Here is a 20,136-nt window from a genome sequence, read left to right on the forward strand (position 1 = left end):
ACAATTAATCACTCGTTGATACTGCCAGCAGGTACCAGGCTGTATGTGGAAGCCATTGCTCGGCCCAGCGCCAGTCAGAATCTTTACCTGACACTACATAAGGGATATTAAAATCAATATCATCCTCATTATCAAACCCTGAAGTAATGCCATTTACAATACCGCCCGGTGCGTTGGTATATTCAAACGTACCAAAAAAGCCATACGCCGGATTGTTATGTCCTGTACCCTGCAGCATACTGGCATCAAAGGGGTTCAGGCCCAGGATCCAGTTCAACTGATCTATCGCAAAGCCGGAGAGCTGGTCATGAAAAATCTTATCATCTTTAAACAGGCTGGCAGCCATTCGTGCAGCAGTGGCTACTGAACCTAATCTCGCGTTTTCGCCCTGCCACCAGGGTGAAGCATCACTGCCATGCGGGAAAAAGAAAGCGCTGTGCCGGTTGCCCAATGTATCCTGCACCAGTTCGCGGCTGTAACCAAAGGGATTGTTTACTTCGTGGGTAATAGCCAATTCAAATTCCATTGACTTTCTTACTGCTGTTTTGATCTTTGCCTGCAAATCTTTGGACGTATAAGGATAGTAATACAGCAGGCTTACTACAGGCAAGCCGCCATCTGATGGATGAAAAAAAGGCCTGTCCTTATCATCGGCGCGCCAAAAATTTTGGTACTTTTTCCACAAGCTTAGGCGGTTAAGCAAGTTGTTAGCACGCATTTCGGCAGCAGCTTTATATATATCCTTGTGAGTTGCTTTGTATAATTCGGTAGCGGCACTCAGGGCACAGTAGTCATCAAGGATATTCTCTTTTTTATCATAGTCCATTTGCGGGTTTTCCTTTTCCAGAAAAGCAAAGGCATTTTCGGCAGCTTTCAGGTAATCCGCATTACTAAACTCACCCGATGTTTGATAAGCCGAAGCCATAGCCAGCGCCGCAATAGCAATCCCTCCACCCGATCGGTAACTGGTCTGGTAAGTACGCCAGTTTTTGCCTGAGGTGGTTTTGGTAAATGACTGGTCTTTGGTTTGTTTAATCCGGTAATTGCCTTCGTTTGCCTGGATCACTCTATCCTTAGGCAATTTCCCGGGGCCGGGCGATGATACAGAGCGATAAAATGAGCCATTTTTAGCCTGCATCCGCACTAAATAATCAGCTCCATACATGGCTTCATCCAAAATCCTGCGGTTAAACTGGCGAAAATCAGTTCCCGGGCGAGCGTTTAGCAGCTCATATGTTTTAAACAGGCTAAACGCTGTTAAACAGATCTGCTGCGGGTTAAAATAATTGGAAAATGATAAATGCGACAAATGCTTGCCATAATCGCCGGTGGCGTCATACCAGCCGCCGTGCGCGTCAACAGTATCCATTGTGCCGGGTAATACCAGATGATGATCGGCCTTATCCAGTAGGCCCGAACTGCGCTGCCCTTTAAAGTAATATATTACATCGGATATAGTAGCTTTTTCAAGCACATTTTTGCCAATGATAAAAGGGTATGATGAAATTATTCCTTTAGGTGAAGTGAATTGAATTTTATAAGTCCCCGGCACAGTAAAACTGCTGAAATCAAGCGTCCAAAACTCAAAATTTTTCCATTTGTCAACCGGGCCGCTGTAAGAGACATTTCCGGTAAATACGATTTTACCCTTATCTGCATCAACGAGGTTAAATGATGTAAATGTAAGACGGTTGTCGGCAACTATAACGGCATGTTTTGCCTTGTTATCTTCATAACCAACGTGATTGGTTACCACTTTGATATTTTGTGCCTGTACAAAAAACGGCAGACCGAACCAAAACAAGGCAGTGGCCTTAAACAGGATATTGATGTGTTTTTTCCGACTCATATAAAGTTAAGGAATTGCCCTGCGGTTTAAGCATGATGGTTTTGCAATGCAGGTCAAAGCTAAAAGATTAATTTTCGGCCAGATATTTTTGTGCCACTACATTAGCTCTACCGTGATTAAACACCTCAATTTGTTACAAACTTACCTTCGCCGATTACCCGTCAAATGCTAAGTGAGGTGTACAAGGTCGTTTTTAATATTCTGTGCTTAGAAACTACGACTTGGGGCTAATGACCACGTAGCACTTTATCGATAACACGATAGTAGTGGTTTTGTAGTGGCTTTAAAATAGCAATTGAGTAAGGTTTGCCTGATAATTGCAGAATATAAAATTTCATCTCTTATATAAATCCAACATGAAATATAGTCTACCGGACTGCCGTAAAATTAAAATTGTTAAACAGGCTATTCCCGGCCGTGTAAGTACGGACATCCCTACATCATTAGTATAGCTGCAGCGTAATTGCGAGGTTTCGCCTGACGCCAATGCAGGTGCATTGACTGCTGATTATGCCAAAGAACGCAATTATAATTAGTAGCTTTTATTATAATCAACCTAAACCTAAAAGAGGCCGCTTGATAAACCAGGGGGCCTCTTTTGAAGATGCTTTTAAGGTTCTTTTAATCCAAGTGCCTGATAGCCGTATCAAGTAAGTATTCATTTTATCACCAACATCTACTGACATATTCACCAACCGGGGTTACAATAATGATGAAATTGTTGTCATGAGATTTTAGGTGTGTATAATAATTAAATTTTTAAGCGTAATCTTTTCTTTTCAAGTAATCCAACAAATAAAACGATGATCACAGCCGTCAGAAAAGAGCGCGATAGCCCTGGAAACCCGTTATTGATAACATCGGGATAGTTAATTTGGAACAGCTCCAGTGTAAACACCTGGAAATACGGGATCAGGTAGCAGGTTAGTGTGCTGGTACCTGCCGGTTTGATCCAGTTAAAGGCATTTATTTTTCCTTTAACATCAACCATATATATCAGCATCAAAAAAGCTAACGTGGTAATTCCCGAACAAATGAATACCCAGGCGGGTGTTGAACGAATCTTGGAAATACCCTCGGTATAAGGCCTTAAAGCAAAACCTGCTATCAGGAATAAAATACCGACGACAGTCAGTGTGACCCAGATGCGTTGTGTTTTACCCTGTTCAACCAATTTGGCATAAATACCTGATATCACCACACCTCCCATGGTTAAAGTCATGGTCGATGCATCGTTGATTATCCAAAACGGTTTTAAAAAGATAATAGCATTGCCGAGAAAACTGCCCGTAACATCTTTTCCTGCGATGGTTACCATTGTTTCGTCGTGCAACACCTTTATCTTTAATAGTGAGTGCGCCAAAATATTAATGGCGGCAAGCATTATCCATGCTACGATAATGCTGTTCAATTTGCCTTTAACCGCGAAAAATATCAAAGCACAAACCAAATATGCCCATCCTATCAAACCCAATATCCCCCACCATGAAGGCTCCATACCCCGTACCTCGCCATCTTCGCCACCTTTATAAATCACCGCCATGCCTATCAGCATAGCAATTCCCAATGTCTGCAAGGCATATCTTTTAGCCTTTGCCGTAGATTCCGGATAGTCAAGCCAGATCAGGAAGAATGCCATAGTAATAACCAGTGCCCATGCAGCCTTCGGAACTAATGCCGCCGATGAATTATATTCTTCAAGGTTTACATGGTAAAAACCCATAATGAGCAGCGCCGCACTGCGCACCAGGATATAAAATAAGACCTGTCTGGCACTATGAATCTTTTTGATCCTGTTATTAATAGCAAATGGTAACGACAAGCCCACAATGAACAAAAACGCCGGAAAAATAGTATCAGCAAAACCCATCCTGTCTTCAAAACCTTTGGCGTGGTCTATCCATTCGGGAATATGCTGTACACCGCCCGCATCGTTAACAAATATCATCAGGAGCATAGTAATCGCACGCAATACATCTATTGATAAAAGGCGTTTGGGTAATTGCTGCATATTTTATATGAGGGTTTTCATTTAATTTTTACGGAAAATAGTGAATTATGGCTTGCGATAGATAAAATATTATCGCCGTACATGCCAATGCCAACCTCGTTTATAAGGCACTGGTATAAATCCAATGGATCATTTATGCACAAAACTATCCGATAGCATGATCTGATGCTTTTATTACGGCACTACATCACTACTACTATAGGTAATATTGTACATAAATAAAAATAGCAGCGAAGTGAGAAAGGAGGAGGTTTCGGAAGCGACGGAAAAAACCGGAAGGATTGGTTAGCAATGAGTACGACCGGTCACAAATGGTATAAAAACGAAAATGGGCAACCAAAGGCCGCCCATTCATTAACTGGTTTTAATGTCCAATTATTTTGCAGTTTTTCTTGCAGGGATTAATGGAACGATAATAACAGCTAAGAAAAGGGCAACTTCTAATACGGTTAACATAACTTTAATTTTTTTAATGTTTTAATTACTGAACTAACAATGTTTTGAGGAAATACAACCGTTCCTACAGGCATGCTGTGGCAGGGATGCAAGAACAATTGTATCATTCCTGCCACCAGTTAGGCTAAAAACATGCCATTAAAAAATACGCCCTATAAATCAATACTTTAAGCCTAAAAACGTCATTTTCAAAATTGATTTTTTCTTTGAAACGACCTTCAAAAACTGGCGTTTATTAAATTTAACCCAGAGTTTTGCGCTTAACGAAAAAGAAAGAGCTTAAATCGGGGCAAAAAAAGCCGAAAAATTGTTTTTTGCCGAATTATTTAAAAAAAAGCGAGGAAACAAGCACAAATTTATTTTTGGAGAAAAATATTTCGCTCATTAATTTCTTAGCCTGCTTTGCGGCTATAAAAACTCATCGCCAAACTTTTTTTTGTAAAAAAACTATTCCCTGATTTTTACATATTAGAGGTCTTAGCTTTTTTAAAAAAATTAACCGACAATTTGTCACCGGCATGACAAATGCAAATTTTGGCAGAAAATCTCTAACTTAAAAGCATGACAGTAACTGTCAAAGTATGACATCATATTAACAAATTCATCCTATTATGGCGTTTAATCCCCTATGCCAAACTTTTAAACTTTTGGAAGACATTTAAGAATAGCCTTTTTCCAGATATTTACTGCTTCATGCATTTCTTTTTCGTTTAATGAGGCAAAACCTATCCGTACAAAGCTGTGTTTAAATGTTTTATCATAATAATAATCATGTCCTGCACCTATAGACAGCCCCAGTTCATTAGCTTTTTCTGAAACAACGGCAGTGTCCAGATCATGGAGGTATTTAACCCATATGGCAAAACCGCCACATGGTATTTTAAAGGATATATAATCGCCCAATTGCTCCTGCAGTAATTTGCAAAGAATATCACGCCGTTCGTGATACAGCTTATTGGCTTTTTTCAGGTGCCTGCTAATGTCACCGTTCTTTAATAAACTTGCCATAGCTTCTTCTAACAGATGCTCCCCCTGGCGGTCAATCAGCCTGCGTAAGCGGGTGGCTTGTAATAAAAAATTAGCCGGCGCAACCATAAAGCCAATGCGAATGCCCGGCGCGATGGTTTTGCAAAATGAACCCACATATATTACATTGCCATAATAATCGGCACTGGCCAGCGGTAAAATAGGGCCGCTTGTATAATGAAAGTCAAAGTCGTAATCATCTTCAATAATGGCAAACTGGTATTTTGCTGCCAGTTCGAGTAAACGCATACGCCTCTCCGAACTCAGCGTTACTGTAGTAGGCTGATGATGATGCGGCACCACGTACAGCATACGTACCTTTTGTGCTTTACAAATAGTCTCAACGGCATTAATATCAATACCATGTTCATCTACAGGGACAAATTCCAACCTGGAGCCGGCTTGCTCAAACACCTCATTTGCCCCACTGTAGCCTGGATTACCTACAATTACAATATTATTTTTATTAATCAGTACCTGCGCGCACAGGTAAAGTGCCATTTGAACGCCTTTGGTTATTAAAATATCATTAGGTGTTACATGCAAGCCACGGGTTTCACCCAAAAAACGGGCAAGTTCGTTCCTTAAATTTTCGGAACCCTGCTCCAGCCCGTACATCAGGTATTTATGCGTAAAATGATAACCTGCCATCCGTCTGTATTCGCGCACCATCAGGTCGACAGGCGCAATGCGGGTATCGGGAAACCCTTCGGTAAACGTAATATTGCCATCAGGCATATCCACAAACATGCGCTGAGGGTTGATCCTGTTGTCATCAACGTTGAACGAGGTTTTATTTGGCAAGCTATGTTTCAGAACAGCTTTTTCAATAGGCCGGGGTGCAACATCGGGCAGGTTTTTAGCTACGTAAATCCCCTTACGCGCTATAACATCAACCCAGCTTTGCGCATAAAGTTCGTCATAAGCAGCTACTACTGTTTTACGATGTACGTTTAACGATACTGCCAACACACGACTGGCAGGAAGTGCAGAGCCTGGTTTTAAGGTCCCCTGCCTGATATAATTGATAATACCGTTGCTAATTTGCAAATACACGGGCACCTGGCTGCTTTTATCTACACTTAATAAACTTTCAATAAGCATCATTCTGGACTATCTTTAATATATTTCCTGGACTACAAGTATAGTCCAAAAGCATGGTATTTTTGATCATAAAAAAAATAAAACTTATGCAACTCAATCAAAAAATATCATCCATATACCTGAGGTTAGCCATTGGAGTAAGCTACCTGTGGGAAGTAGCCGACCGCCTCGGCTTATTTGGCCCAAACGGTCACGCACACGTTGGCTGGGGCGACTGGAAACATTTTATTGCCTATGCCAAACAGGTAATGAGTTTCCTACCCGATGGCATCATAAATCCGCTGGCAACTATTGCAACCATTGGCGAAGGGGGTTTTGGCTTATTACTCATCCTTGGCTTATTCACCCGCATGGCAGCTATCGGGAGCGGTATCCTTAGTTTATGTTTTGCTATCGCGATGGCAATTTCCTTCGGCATCGAATCGCCTTTGGGTTATTCAGTTTTTACTTTGAGCGCCGCAAGCTTTCTGCTGGCCGGGATGTCCCAATATTCATGGAGCTTCGATAAATGGCTCGCCTCACGTATTGTGAACAAAAAGCTTACGGCTTACCAATCATTGCAAACCAATTAAAATCAGCAAACATCTTTAACCTATAAAATAATCATGGCAACTACAGCAAATACAAAAGCATCCCCCCTTTTAGTGATCATAGCCTTTGCTACCGTTTATATAGTATGGGGTTCAACTTATTTCTTTATACAAATGGCTATTCTGGGCTTCCCTCCTATGCTGATGGGTGCATTGCGTTTTTTCAGCGCGGGTATTTTATTACTTGGCTGGTGCTATATTAAGGGCGACAACATATTTGTTAAGCGCGATATCATCACCTCTGGTATCTGCGGGCTGCTTACCTTATTCGTAGCTACAGGTATAGTGATCTGGGTCGAGCGCAATATCCCCAGTGCCATGGTTGCCATTATGGTTTCTGTGAACCCGATATGGTTCATCATATTAGATAAAGCTAACTGGCGGGTAAACCTCAAAAATAAATCGACCATATTCGGCCTCATCATCGGCTTTGCAGGAATCCTGCTCCTTTTTGGCGAAGCTTTCCTAAAATCGGTTACCGGTACTATGGGGCATGCTAAATTAACAGGATTACTATTGCTGCTGGCAGGCCCTGTCGCATGGTCGGCAGGATCATTATACTCAAAAAAGCGGGGTGGTACAGCTCCGGCGAGGGTAAATACATCCTGGCAAATGATCATTGCCGGTTTGGCTTTTGTACCGGCTGCCATTATTCACCAGGAGTTTAACGGATTTGACCTCGCTACCGTTCCGGCTCAGTCGTGGATGGCCATCGTTTACCTTATCATATTCGGATCAATTGGGGCATTCAGCGCTTATGTATGGCTGCTGCAGGTAAGGCCTGCAACGCAGGTGAGCACTCATTCGTATGTAAATCCGGTTATCGCCGTATTACTTGGGGTTTGCTTTGCACATGAAAGTATTTCGTTAATGCAGCTTTTGGGGTTAATTGTGATCTTGCTCAGCGTATTGCTTGTAAATCTTTCAAAGTATGGGAAGCTTAAGTTAAAAAAGCCTGTGACCGAAACAATTGAACATGCGGGTAACTGCAACCATCTCAACCCGGCTTCCGATTTGAGACAGATCAAAGCATTGGCAAAAATTGCTTACCGAATCTAAAACCATCTCCCTAAATAAACTTTATAAAACTATGAACAAAACCATCATATGCAGCACATGCGGCACCCTGTTTTTAGCCGATCCCGCCGTGCCGGAGTTTTGCCCGATCTGTACAGATGATCGACAATACATTCCGGAGAGTGGACAGCAATGGAATACGGCAGCCGAACTTAAGAACCGCACCATCAAAATAACACAGTTAAGTGAACATCTGTATGCACTCAAAATACAACCAGAGTTTGCAATTGCCCAAAGGGCCCTACTCCTTATCTCTCCGGGAGGTAACATTTTGTGGGATTGTATTCCGTACCTGGATGATGCTACAATTGAATTTATCCGGGCTAAAGGCGGATTAAAAGCTATCGCGTTTTCACATCCGCATTATTATAGTAATATGAATGACTGGGCCGCCGAATTTGGCTGCCCAATCTATATCCACCAAAATGACGCCGAATGGGTACCTTTTAATTCTCCGTATATCTACTTATGGGGTGGTAACACCACACAACTTTGGGACGGCATAAGCGTAGTACATATCGGCGGTCATTTTGCGGGCAGCTGTGTGTTGCACATTGCAGGCTTTACACCCAACGGAACTATGCTTTGTGGTGATACCTTTAATATAGCCAGAAGCAAACGGCATATGGCTATTATGTACAGCTATCCTAATATTATATTACTCGCCAAGGAAGAATTTGTCAAAGCATATCAAAAAGCATCCATGCTTAATTTTGATACTGTGTATGGAGCATTTGAAAACCAGGATATCGAGGGCAACGCGATGGAAATATTTGAAACTTCGATGCAGCGATATAAGGATAGCTATGGATTATAATTATATTAAATTAACTACGTTTTCAGCTGAAATTTTTTTAAAGTAAAAAGTATGATATAGTTGTATTTGGTTAATTCATTGTGTTATATTTACACAATAGCTATTGCCATTGGATAAACATCCTCTCCAATTAATCGGTAATTAACTATCTTTCAATTCCGGAAGCCAGTTTCGGATCGCGAAGTGTAAACCAATTTAACCAAATACAATTATGAAAAAAAACAGTACCCTCATGCTGCTTTTACTCATTTGCTTTTTACCTGTAACGGCGTTTTGCCAAAGCAGCAACGAACCAGTTGTTGCCGGGAACGATGTGGCTGTAACATCAACCGAAAGCGGAAAAGTAAAAGGCTATCTTCACAATGGCATTTTTACATTTAAAGGTATCCCCTACGCCAAAGCCGACCGCTTTATGGCGCCCGAAAAACCTGCGCCATGGGCAGATGTACGCAGTTCAAAAACTTACGGTCCCGTTTGTCCTACCGATCCAACCACAACTGTTAACGACGAATTTGAATTTGCCTTTCAGCATGATTTGGGTTATTCAAATGAACACTGCCAGTCGCTCAATGTATGGACACAGAAACTGAACGATGGCAAAAAGCGCCCGGTAATGGTTTGGCTGCATGGTGGCGGCTTTACTGCCGGTTCATCAATTGAACTTCCATCATATGACGGTGAAAACCTGGCTAAAAAGGGAGATGTGGTACTGGTATCGTTAAATCACCGGTTAAACATTTTGGGCTTTCTTGATCTTTCAGCCTATGGGGATAAATATAAGGGGTCTGCAAACGCGGGCCTGCTCGATTTGAAATTGGCCCTGGAATGGGTAAAACAAAATATAACCCAGTTTGGCGGCGATCCGGATAATGTGACCATCTTCGGTCAATCAGGCGGAGGCGGTAAGGTTACTTCTTTAATGAATGCTCCGTCAGTAAAAGGTCTGTTTAAAAATGCCATTGTTGAAAGTGGCAGCTATATTACCAGCTTCAACGAAAAGCCTGTTACCCAAAAGATTGCGGCTGCACTACTGGAAGAACTTCACCTGCAGCCTTCACAGGTTGATTCTCTTCAAAAACTACCTTATGATGTACTGAACGAAGCGGGTAAAAAAGCCATGCGCAAGGTTTCGGCCGAGTTGAAAAAAGAGGGCAAAACCATGAACGGCTGGGGACCCGCTTTAGACGGCGATTTTCTTCCTTACCAACCATCGGATCCGGCAGCTAAAGAGCTATCGAAAAATGTTCCGCTGCTGGTAGGTACAACCAAAAACGAGTTCGCTCCATTTATCCCCGGCCCTAAAAGCCAAACTATGGATGAATTAAAAGCCAGTTTTCAAAAAAAGTATGGCGATAAAACCGACGCTTATATCGCTGCTGCTCAAAAAGCGTATCCGACTATCTCAAAACCATCAGAATATACTGACATCGAATTTAACTTCCGCTCATTAGCCATTAAACAAGCCAATGAAAAGGCTGTTAGTGGCGCGGCCCCGGTGTATATGTACCTGTTTACCTGGCAATCGCCCGTAAATGGAGGCATGTATAAAGCCATGCACTGTATGGATATAGCTTTCCAGTTTAACAACATTGCACGCTGCCAGGAAATGACCGGCGGTGGTAAGGAAGCATATGCCCTTGCTGATAAAATAAGCAGCGCATGGATAAATTTTGCCAAAACAGGTAACCCTAATACATCGTCGTTACCTAAATGGCCTGCATACACTGCCGAAAATGGTGCAACTATGATACTGGATAACCAATGCATAGTTAAAAACCACCCTGACGATGAATTATTAAAAATAGTAGCCGCTGCACCAAAACCATAAGTAAATGAGAAGAGTAGCTTTAATATTTGCCCTGCTGTTTAGCAGCATATGGGTTTTTGCAGCCAAAGTCGATACGGTGCAGATCCCAAGCGCGGCAATGAACAAAACTTATAAAGCGGCTATTGCATTTCCGAAGGCATATGCAAAAAGCAAAGCCAATTTTCCGGTGTTGTACCTGCTGCATGGAGGTTATGGCCATTTTGACGACTGGCTGCAAAAAACGCCTGATAAATCACTGGTAAAAGATCTTGCTGATCAATACAACATCATTATTGTAATGCCCGAAGGTGAAATCTTTAGTTATTATGTTGATAGCCCGATTGATCCTAACAGCAAGTTTGAAACTTATATTATTAAGGAAGTGATTCCTTTTATCGATAGCAAATACCGCACTGTTAATGATAAAAAAGGCAGGCTTATCACCGGTTTATCCATGGGAGGATTCGGTTCGCTGTATCTTTCAGCCAGGCATCCGGAACTTTTTGCAGCAGCAGGGAGTATGAGCGGAGCGCTCGACCCAAACATGACCACCTGGAAACTCCCTCCCGAGAGGTTTGAGATGCTTACCAAAATGCTTGATAAAATTTGGGGGCCTATGACACCGGATACTTACCTGCAATATTCTGTTGTGAACATGGCAGATCAGATCAGGAAAAACGGGCTGCCATTGGTTATTAATATAGGAGTTGATGACTTTTTGCTTGAGCCCAACCGTGAATTACACCGCAGATTAGTTTATAACCATACTCCACATGATTATTCCGAACAACCAGGAGGCCACACCTGGGAGTTTTGGCAAAACGCATTGCCCGAGCATTTGTTGTTTTTCAGTAAAGTACTGAAAACAAATGGTATTTATGTTTTATAAAAGGCAATTGAATATATAAAGGGAAGATCGATCACAGTATCTTCCCTTTATATTTACACTGTTTTCAGCATGGAAAGATAAGCGCCGGTAGGTGGGCATGTTCTTCATTCTCCATATTCTCCCAATCCCACAACCCGTTTAATTGTGAGCTGCGGTTACTCAATACAAAGAAATCAACCCCCATTATATTGGCCAACACATCAACGGTTTTCATGATATCCCGCTCCTTGATATTCACCAGGTTCAGCCTTGAACCGGCGAACATTTGATTGAACACAGCATCAGCATAATCATTATACATATGCGGTAATCCCGATTCAGTTATATTAAAAAGCGAGGCCTTTACACCCATAGCTTCACTCATTTTACTTAAAAAATTTACAATATCCTTTTTGGCATAACGAAGATCGGCAAGGTATCCCATATTGGTAATATTGAATGAGGCACCTTCCGGAACAGCCAGTAAGGGGCAGCACGAATGATTTAAAACAGGCACAAGCTGTTCATTAATTTCTTTCGCTGTTCCGCTAACCCCTTTGATAATTAAACCTATATCATATTTAGCTATAATTGCGTGGAGCGACATCCCCAAAGTATCCAGATAGTTAAGGAAAACTATCTTTTCGGTGCCTTTATTTTGATCTTTAAAACTAAAATCCTCATCATCAAATATATCCTGTGTGGTAGTATCTGATTGCTGAACACTCATCGGCTCGGGTACAGTGTTCATAACAATTACTTTGGTTTTTAATTTATCACCTAAATTACCGGCGTAAGTAAGTGCATAATTGCTTTCTTTTTTGAGATTGTGAACTACCAGGATTGCTTTCATAGCCAATTTATATAATAATGAGATGTATGATTTGAACAAGTGATAACAAGAGCTGTTTCTTAATTTGTAATTAAAAAAGTCATAAAAAAGTCAGTTTGATATGCTCATGAGTGCTGGCAGTGTATAAACTTTAACCTTTAGCTGAAAAGCGGATATTATTCACCACCTGTTGCAATAAACGGTTATGTTAGGTAATCTTTAAAATGGCTTTGTTTTAATTTACACTGATATTAAATAACGTTGCTTATTGATGTCACGGATGAATAAAAACAGATCAATTTGCAATAAAAATGACCGCTCATGCTAAACACTTGATCACTGTTAACGATCCCCTGGTATCACAACCGTTACACGCTCCTGCTACAAGAAATTAGACGGGATGATGGTATTGGCGAATCGATTAAAATCCTGCCTATTCAAACAATCCCTGGTTTGGTTGCTAAATATGAAAGCAAAAAAGCCACTCAATTGAGCAGCTTTTTACTTATTTAAGGTTTAACAACCTTTGTTAATACAAGGTAAATTCAACCCTACGGTTAGCCTGACGGCCTGCAGCTGTTTTGTTTGTAGCTATTGGCTGTGTTTGACCATAGCCGGTTGCTTCAATACGCGATGGATTTGCACCTTTGCTTGCGAGGTATGATTTAACCGATTCAGCACGATCTTTTGATAAACGCATGTTTAAATCAGCCGAACCTGTATTGTCAGTATGGCCAGCAAGTTTCAGGCTAAAGTTTTTATCAACTAATAACTGTGCTACCCTATCCAAACTTGGATATGAATGCGCACGAATGGTAGCTTTACCCAAATCAAACTCAAGGTTTTTGATAGCGTCTTTAACCACTTTCTTATCTTCTTCAGTAACATACACTACCGGTTTAGCCAAAGGACAACCTGAGCCATCAACTTTTTGGCCGGCTGGTGTGTTAGGGCATTTATCGTTTACGTCCACAACACCGTCTCCGTCGCTGTCGGTAGTTAACTTGGCAAGATTGGCATTGGTTGTTGCAAGATCGCTGGCCAGCTGCGCGTTTTTAGCTTTTTCAGCGTCAATCTGTTGCTGTAGTTCGGCGCGTGTACGCTGGTTTTCCCATTGGTACTCTGTACGCATTGACGATACGGGATTATGAGTTGCCATCTGATGTTTTTTCTTATTACCAAGGGCAAACTCTAAACCAATATGTGCGTATGAAAACCTGTCATCACCTGCACCATATTTGTATCCGTCAAGGTTATCGGCCTGTACAAAGTTAACCTGGTAACCTAAATCAAGGTTTATACCTGGTGCAAGGTCAAATTTCAAACCTAAGCCAACCGGGATAAACAATTCGTTGATATGGCCATTATCGGTTTTCTTAAAGTTTTCCTGTTGACCGCCAACAGGGGTAATCCTCGGCGTATAGTTCAAATTACCAACACCCGCGGTTAAATAAGGCTGAATAAATGGCTTTTCATGGCGCCAGTTGATATTAGCCAGCGTAATGTTAGCACTTAAAGCTGCCGACCAGTTTAATTTAGTAGAGTATGAATCATAGGGAGAAGTACCTGCTGCGTTAGGCTGACTGTTTGATGAAGTTAATTTACCGCGAAGGAAGTCGGCCTGTAAGCCTAAAGATGGCAATATTTGTTTTTTAATGTATCCGCCGTAACCAAACTGTTCAGTTGGGCTGGTAAAATCCTGCCTGTTATTGCGTCCAAATATGGTAAAAGGGGTTAACAAACCACCATGTACACCTATTGACCAGGTACGCAGTTCACCACCGCCCGAAAAGGGCCTCACGTAATCTTTTGCTGTAGCTGAGGTATCTGTTGACTGAGCGAATAATTTACTGCCAATCATAACTCCTGTAAGAAGCAATGAGGCTTTTTTTAAATTTGTTTTCATATCTATATATTTAATTATACGTTTAACATTCAAGTAAAACGTACACCGGGTAATCCAACATTGATGCCATCAATATTTATTAAACCAGAAAGCCCATGGCCAAAAGGCAGGCTAATCAAACAAAAAAAGCATATGAAATTTGAGATAAAATGCTGATTAACTAAGTCAAGTGCTTATGTTTTTATAACGCGATTAAGGTTGCTTTAAACAGGCAATCACAACCAAATTCTTAACTTTTTGTATAAATTGGTTAATGAGTTAAAAAGAATACAGTTTTGTACAGTTAAAGAGTAATTAAACAAAATGGTTGTTAAGCCATCACAGCAACCATATTAAACAAGTTTTCGCCCAGGTTAATATTACCGCTAATATTGGATGCCTCCAATGCCGTTTGCGGATCGATGCCTTTGGTGAAAACCTTCCAGGCAATATCAGGCGATAAAGTTACTATAGTATCCGGCACAGATCCGGCATTTTTGGTGAGTGTCCAGCCATCAGCCATTTTAAGCAGATACCAGTTACCTCCGGCTTCGCCAGTTACAGTAATTCGAATTAGCATACCAGTGTTTGCGCTGACCGTACGATATGCATGCGGCAGTCCGCACATAAAGGTATCGATGCAGGGATAAAACAATTCGGCAGTTAGAATACCTTGTTTGCCTACTGCTTCACGGATCTGTTGTTGGTGATGAAATTTTTCGGTGTATTCACGGGCTATATGAAACCAGTTAACAGATTTATCTTCACCTGCCCAGGCTACTGAAAATGGTGCAGACGCAAACAAATCAGCAGCAGCCATCATTTGGTTGTATTGTTTGCCTGTAGTTTCTAAAAGATCGGTAAGCAACTGCGGGCTTACACGCCTCATAGCTTTTACCCAGGTAGCGTTTAATCCATTCAAAAAATCAACTAAATCACTATAGTTATTAATGAGATTTGAAGGAGGATCGCCTGCGAATTGATGAGACGAAGAAATGACGCGTATGTTACTATCAAGCAAATGAGCGGCAATATCTTTTACTGTCCAAAGTTTTGCTAATGTAGGCCTGTTCCAGTCGTCGGTTGATAAGGATCTAAGCAGTTCTATTAGCTTTTTATCCAAAAGGGGGAACAGGTGAACTATTTTAATAGGTATTTCCTGTTCCGCCATTTTATATTTTTAATGCGTAATAAAATATATTATTCAGCAGGGTGAACAATTACTTTCCACTTAATTTCGGCACCGGCTTTTGCAAGTGTTGCAGCAACCGAGCAATATTTATTGATAGAAAGTTCGGCCGCGCGTACGGCTTTATCTTCTTCAACATTACCGTAGATATGAAATTCGATATCCACATCTTCCCACAATGAAGGTTCTTTACCTGCTTCACGTTCGCCGTTAACCACCATTTTATAATCGGTTATTTCCTGGCGCTGTTTTTTCAGGATACTGATCACGTCAATCGCCGAGCAGCCGGCAAGGCCCATTAAAAGCATCTGCATTGGGCGGATGCCAAAATCCTGGCCGCCACTTTCCGGACTGCTGTCCATTTTTACGGTGTGCCCGTTGGCGTCAACAGCTTCAAAGCCAAAATCGCCATGTACACGTTTTAATTCAATCTGAGCCATATTATCAGGTATTATTGCGCTAAGTTATACAATTAAGCGCTTATGCTAAAACTCGCTACCGTTGTTTAACCAAAAATGACCTATGCTGTATATTTTCGGTCCTTAACAGGTATAACCAATTTTAACCCCGACCAAATTTCATCAACCGCGCAAACCTTGATATCAACTAAACCAATCTGCAAAGCGAAGTTCCTGATCAGATCCTCCGTAATATCAGTAACTACTTTTGAAGCTTTTTTGGGCCATGATATCCAGATCATGCCATCCTGTTTTATTTGATTCATCAGTTCGGGCAGCTTAGCCCGGTATTCATCAACACGTTTACTAAATAAATGAATTATATCATTCTCAAACGAACCTTCATCTGCAAAATAAACATCAGGAGGCATGTCTGTAAACAGATCAAGGTAATAGGCGGGTGCATTTATCAGCATAAGCTTTGCCCCAGCCTTTATACCCAGCTTTTTTTCCAATGGAGTGCCCGAATAACCTGCCATTACAGTATATCTTTGAGGTGATGCAACATATGGTCAACATAATCGGCCGCAAGCCATTCAACGGTTTGTAGGTTAGGTTCCTGTTTGCTGTTGTCACAACGTGCGCTTAACCTGCCGGGCGGGTAATTTGTTAATACCCGTACAATTTGCAGGTTTAATAATGCCCAAAGATCTATTAATTCGTTAATATCAGCATCTTGATAACGTGCAGCGGCAACCCACTCTACCTGCTCATAGGTAAGCCTGAAGTTTTCTTCATAGGTGCAGCGCACAAAACGCTGCAGGTTAATTTGAGCGCTGTCTTTCAAATGACCGATCACCTCTTTTTTTGACCATTTAGCCGGAGATGCTTTGTAAGCCCAGTCAATATTCCGGCCTTTAAGTTGTTTTACGTTATTTATAATTCCGTTGAGTTTATTAACTGTATCGTTCATTTATTTATTTTATGGGTAGGATAAAAATATCAGCATTTCATATTAAACTACAAAAGCGCTAACTTCAAAGCCTTAAACATTACTATGGCGCTTAACTATATCTGGATAGCTTTTTTTGTAATTGCATTTGTAGTTTCACTCATAAAATTAGTTTTTTTTGGCGATACGGAAGCTTTCAAATTATTGGTTGAAGGATTATTTAATTCGTCCAAGTCGTCGGTAATGGATATTGCTCTCCCGCTGATAGGTTCAATGGCATTTTGGCTCGGCATTTTAAATATTGGTGAAAAAGCAGGTGCTATTAACTTTTTATCGCGGATAGTAAGACCATTTTTTAGCCGGTTATTCCCGGATGTACCTAAAGATCATCCGGCTACGGGCCAAATGATGATGAACTTTTCGGCTAACTTAATGGGGCTTGATAATGCCGCTACCCCGCTCGGTTTAAAAGCTATGGGCAGCCTGCAGGAACTTAATCCTGATAAAGAAACTGCCTCAAATGCCCAGATCATGTTCCTGGTACTGCACACATCGGGCCTGCAATTATTGCCGGTTACCATTATCGCGCAAAGGGCAATACTCAACTCGAAAGATCCCGCCGAAGTGTTTTTACCCTGCATCATTGCCACCTATGTAGCCACAGTAGTTGGCCTCATTGCGGTAGCTATCAAACAGAAGATCAACCTTTTTGACAGGGTTATTATTGCCTGGCTCGGCGGTGTAACTGCTTTTATCACGTTGGTGGTATGGTATTTTACCACCCAGCTAACCAAAGAGCAGATCAGTACGGTATCATCTGTTATCAGTAATGTGATGCTGTTTACTATACCGGTAATATTTATTGTGGGCGGCCTTATAAAAAAGGTAAACGTATTTGAAGTTTTTGTAGAGGGCGCTAAAGGCGGCTTTGAAACCTCAGTAAAGATAATTCCCTATCTGGTAGCTATGCTGGTTGGGATCAGCGTGTTCAGGAATTGCGGCGCGTTAGATTATATGAATGAAGGCTTACGCTGGGTTTGTGTTCAGTTTAATTTAGATACACGCTTTGTAGATGCTATGCCCGTGGCTTACTTAAAACCACTTAGCGGTTCGGGCTCAAAAGGTATGATGATAACGGTAATGCAAAATTTTGGTGTCGATAAATTTGCGGGGCGGCTTGCCGGGATCTTTAACGGTTCGGCCGATACTACTTTTTACATCGTTGCTTTATACTTTGGTTCGGTGGGTATTAAAAAATCGCGTTATGCTATTCCGGCAGGACTTATTGCCGATTTGGCCGGCGTTATTGCGGCTATTTTTATTGCTTATTTGTTCTTCGGCCATCAGCCATAATTACCGCTTAACAAAGGGGTGTTTATTCATCAAATTAATTGCTAATTTTATCGCACCCTTTATAAACTAATGACTCAAACTTATCTTAAAGAAAAGCAGCTAAAAAAAAAGCGCGCTATGAAAGGCGTATACGCCATTATCATCGCTGGTGTAGTATTTATTTTTATTATGGTAAAGTTTGCCATATCTGGCGGGGTTACGGAGGTGCTTTCATTTAGCAAAATGCCTAATGCCGATGATGCTTATAAAATTGCGAAGGAATTTGTAATCCCAACCATACGTTCGGGAAATATCTCTTTTCCTGATGACAGATATCAATTTGGCAAAAAGGCCGACTCAGTTTTTATTATCAAATCGTATGTTCTTTCAACAGAGAGCCAGGGTGAAACAAACCGTACCAATTTTGAAGTGATCCTGAAATATAACGGCGGCCCCAAATTTCTGAAAAAGAACTGGAACCTGGTTGATATTAACGAAACATCCGAATAAAGAAAGGTAAGTCGATAGTATAGAGTCGGAAGTCGCCAATCTGTTTTTTTGCTTTTCTATACTTAGAACTCATGCCTTAGGACTAAGCTTAATTTATTAATAACGATACTCTATTTAAACGCCTTATGGAAGAAACCGGAAATGAGTTGATAGAAACAGCTACTGCGCTTATAGGGCGCTCCCAATATCAAACAGTAGTTAACAGCGGTGGGCATGGCCTTATAACCGATGAACCCCTTGAAGCCGAAGGCAGTAATACAGGCATGAACCCGTTTAGCTTGTTACTGGCGAGCCTTGCAAGCTGCACTGTGATCACCCTACGTATGTACATCAACCGCAAAACGTGGCCTATAGAAGAAATTAAAGCCGATGTTGAAATGTTTAAGACTTTAACTGGTACACGTATTGAAACTAAAATAAGCTTTAGAGGCGAAGTAAATAGTGAACAAAGAGATCGGTTATTAAAAATAGCAAATGCATGCCCGGTACATAAAATATTGACCGGCAATATAGCTGTCAGTACAAATATCAACGCATAAAAAAGCCCGCACAGCAAAAGCTATGCAGGCTAAATCACTCTAAAACAATCACCTCTTAAAAAAGAAGTATTTTATAAATAACCCAAACGGACAGGTAATTACCTGGCTATTAAATTATTTGTAAGTACAAATGTACCTATAAATGATAGCCGCAGTGCTCAACAGATGGTTCATTTGACGGCTAACTGACAGTACAGCCTATTTATACTTTCAAATGACTTTAAGCCGTCAACCCTTTGATAAAAATATCAAGCAGGAGCAGTTTCTTGGTATGGATCTCTTCAAGATGCTCTTTACGGGGGAAGTTAGTTTTCTTTTGAGATATGGCACCAACCCTGATGCCATGTAAAGCGTCTATCAACACATCAACAACTTCTTCAGGGTTTTCCACAGGCTTTATAACGCCTTTTTCAACCTCTGTTTTAATAGCATTGCTTAACAGGCCCAGTTCGGCGCTGTGTACCTCGCCAACTATCTGCCAGATGGCCTCGGGAAGATTTTGCTCATTGAGCCTGAAAAAATCAAAAAAATTGTAATTATTAACAATAAACTCGTGATGGGTATTTACCTGGAAAGTAAAAGCATCTTTTAAATTGGCAAAACTATTTAGCCTGTTTTCGAGCGTTTTAAGATAATCGGTGGCGAGTTTACGCATTACAGCGATATACAGCTGGCTTTTGTCGGGAAAATAGTAATACAACAGGGCTTTCGACATGGAAAGATCACCTGCTATTTCATTCATCGTAGTTTTAGAATAACCGTAATGTAAAAAGCGCTGGTGCGAGGCCTCTAAAATTTTCTCCCTTTTAATATCCTGCTGGTCATTCGCTGCTGCCATGTGAAAAATTTTGCTTAAAAACAGGTAAACAAACAAGTCAATACAATCGATTTCCT

General features: G+C 41.1%; 18 protein-coding genes. 8 read left to right on the forward strand and 10 right to left on the reverse strand.

Annotated features, from left to right (window positions below):
• Positions 1-4: 4 nt before the first annotated feature.
• The 3 genes from ABIC84_RS05425 to ABIC84_RS05435 form a co-directional block, all read right to left on the reverse strand.
• Positions 5-1,849 carry a glycoside hydrolase family 9 protein gene (locus ABIC84_RS05425; RefSeq protein ID WP_429262904.1) on the reverse strand — a complete coding sequence of 615 codons (1,845 nt, stop codon included), beginning with the start codon at positions 1,847-1,849 and terminating at the stop codon, positions 5-7.
• A 751-nt stretch (positions 1,850-2,600) separates the two neighbouring features.
• Positions 2,601-3,860, reverse strand: a complete 1,260-nt coding sequence (locus ABIC84_RS05430; protein ID WP_429262905.1) for a DUF5009 domain-containing protein — start codon at positions 3,858-3,860, stop codon at positions 2,601-2,603.
• 1,095 nt (positions 3,861-4,955) lie between these two features.
• Complete coding sequence (locus tag ABIC84_RS05435) at positions 4,956-6,449, reverse strand: PLP-dependent aminotransferase family protein (protein ID WP_429262906.1); 1,494 nt, start codon at positions 6,447-6,449, stop codon at positions 4,956-4,958.
• Positions 6,450-6,532: 83 nt separating this feature from the next.
• Between ABIC84_RS05435 and ABIC84_RS05440 the strand changes: the two genes are divergently transcribed.
• From ABIC84_RS05440 to ABIC84_RS05460, 5 genes are all read left to right on the forward strand, one after another.
• On the forward strand, positions 6,533-7,018 hold the full coding sequence (locus tag ABIC84_RS05440; RefSeq protein WP_429262907.1) for a TQO small subunit DoxD: 486 nt from the start codon (positions 6,533-6,535) through the stop codon (positions 7,016-7,018).
• 33 nt (positions 7,019-7,051) lie between these two features.
• Positions 7,052-8,095 (forward strand): EamA family transporter, encoded by a 1,044-nt coding sequence (locus ABIC84_RS05445; RefSeq protein ID WP_429262908.1) that lies wholly within the window; start codon positions 7,052-7,054, stop codon positions 8,093-8,095.
• Positions 8,096-8,126: 31 nt separating this feature from the next.
• On the forward strand, positions 8,127-8,930 hold the full coding sequence (locus ABIC84_RS05450; RefSeq protein WP_429262909.1) for a hypothetical protein: 804 nt from the start codon (positions 8,127-8,129) through the stop codon (positions 8,928-8,930).
• 211 nt (positions 8,931-9,141) lie between these two features.
• The gene (locus ABIC84_RS05455) at positions 9,142-10,758 is read left to right on the forward strand and encodes a carboxylesterase/lipase family protein (RefSeq protein WP_429262910.1); all 1,617 of its coding nucleotides are present in this window, start codon (positions 9,142-9,144) and stop codon (positions 10,756-10,758) included.
• 4 nt (positions 10,759-10,762) lie between these two features.
• Positions 10,763-11,626 (forward strand): alpha/beta hydrolase, encoded by an 864-nt coding sequence (locus tag ABIC84_RS05460; protein WP_429262911.1) that lies wholly within the window; start codon positions 10,763-10,765, stop codon positions 11,624-11,626.
• A gap of 64 nt (positions 11,627-11,690) precedes the next feature.
• Here the strand turns inward: ABIC84_RS05460 and ABIC84_RS05465 are convergent, their stop codons facing one another.
• The 6 genes from ABIC84_RS05465 to ABIC84_RS05490 all read right to left on the reverse strand — a co-directional run bounded on the left by ABIC84_RS05465 (position 11,691) and on the right by ABIC84_RS05490 (position 16,882).
• A complete protein-coding gene (locus ABIC84_RS05465; protein ID WP_429262912.1) occupies positions 11,691-12,458 on the reverse strand; it encodes a hypothetical protein in 768 nt (255 codons plus the stop codon).
• A 508-nt stretch (positions 12,459-12,966) separates the two neighbouring features.
• Positions 12,967-14,343 (reverse strand): OmpA family protein, encoded by a 1,377-nt coding sequence (locus ABIC84_RS05470; protein ID WP_188831848.1) that lies wholly within the window; start codon positions 14,341-14,343, stop codon positions 12,967-12,969.
• A 310-nt stretch (positions 14,344-14,653) separates the two neighbouring features.
• The gene (locus tag ABIC84_RS05475; RefSeq protein ID WP_426588518.1) at positions 14,654-15,493 is read right to left on the reverse strand and encodes a maleylpyruvate isomerase N-terminal domain-containing protein; all 840 of its coding nucleotides are present in this window, start codon (positions 15,491-15,493) and stop codon (positions 14,654-14,656) included.
• Positions 15,494-15,522: 29 nt separating this feature from the next.
• Positions 15,523-15,951: an OsmC family protein gene (locus tag ABIC84_RS05480; RefSeq protein WP_426588520.1), complete on the reverse strand. Its 429-nt coding sequence runs from the start codon at positions 15,949-15,951 to the stop codon at positions 15,523-15,525.
• 80 nt (positions 15,952-16,031) lie between these two features.
• Entirely contained in the window at positions 16,032-16,448 is a 417-nt protein-coding gene (locus tag ABIC84_RS05485; RefSeq protein ID WP_426588522.1) for a DUF3052 domain-containing protein, read from the reverse strand.
• The gene (locus ABIC84_RS05490) at positions 16,448-16,882 is read right to left on the reverse strand and encodes a DinB family protein (protein ID WP_429262913.1); all 435 of its coding nucleotides are present in this window, start codon (positions 16,880-16,882) and stop codon (positions 16,448-16,450) included. The genes ABIC84_RS05485 and ABIC84_RS05490 overlap by 1 nt, the downstream gene beginning before the upstream one ends.
• Before the next feature lie 84 nt (positions 16,883-16,966).
• Between ABIC84_RS05490 and ABIC84_RS05495 the strand changes: the two genes are divergently transcribed.
• The 3 genes from ABIC84_RS05495 (at position 16,967) to ABIC84_RS05505 (ending at position 19,242) form a co-directional block, all read left to right on the forward strand.
• Entirely contained in the window at positions 16,967-18,214 is a 1,248-nt protein-coding gene (locus ABIC84_RS05495) for a nucleoside recognition domain-containing protein (protein ID WP_429262914.1), read from the forward strand.
• A gap of 117 nt (positions 18,215-18,331) precedes the next feature.
• On the forward strand, positions 18,332-18,703 hold the full coding sequence (locus tag ABIC84_RS05500; RefSeq protein WP_429262915.1) for a hypothetical protein: 372 nt from the start codon (positions 18,332-18,334) through the stop codon (positions 18,701-18,703).
• Between the two features lie 125 nt (positions 18,704-18,828).
• Complete coding sequence (locus ABIC84_RS05505; protein ID WP_429262916.1) at positions 18,829-19,242, forward strand: OsmC family protein; 414 nt, start codon at positions 18,829-18,831, stop codon at positions 19,240-19,242.
• Positions 19,243-19,462: 220 nt separating this feature from the next.
• Here the strand turns inward: ABIC84_RS05505 and ABIC84_RS05510 are convergent, their stop codons facing one another.
• On the reverse strand, positions 19,463-20,080 hold the full coding sequence (locus tag ABIC84_RS05510) for a TetR/AcrR family transcriptional regulator (RefSeq protein WP_429262917.1): 618 nt from the start codon (positions 20,078-20,080) through the stop codon (positions 19,463-19,465).
• Positions 20,081-20,136: the final 56 nt, after the last annotated feature.

Source organism: Mucilaginibacter sp. 3215 (assembly GCF_050433785.1).
Lineage (GTDB): Bacteria > Bacteroidota > Bacteroidia > Sphingobacteriales > Sphingobacteriaceae > Mucilaginibacter.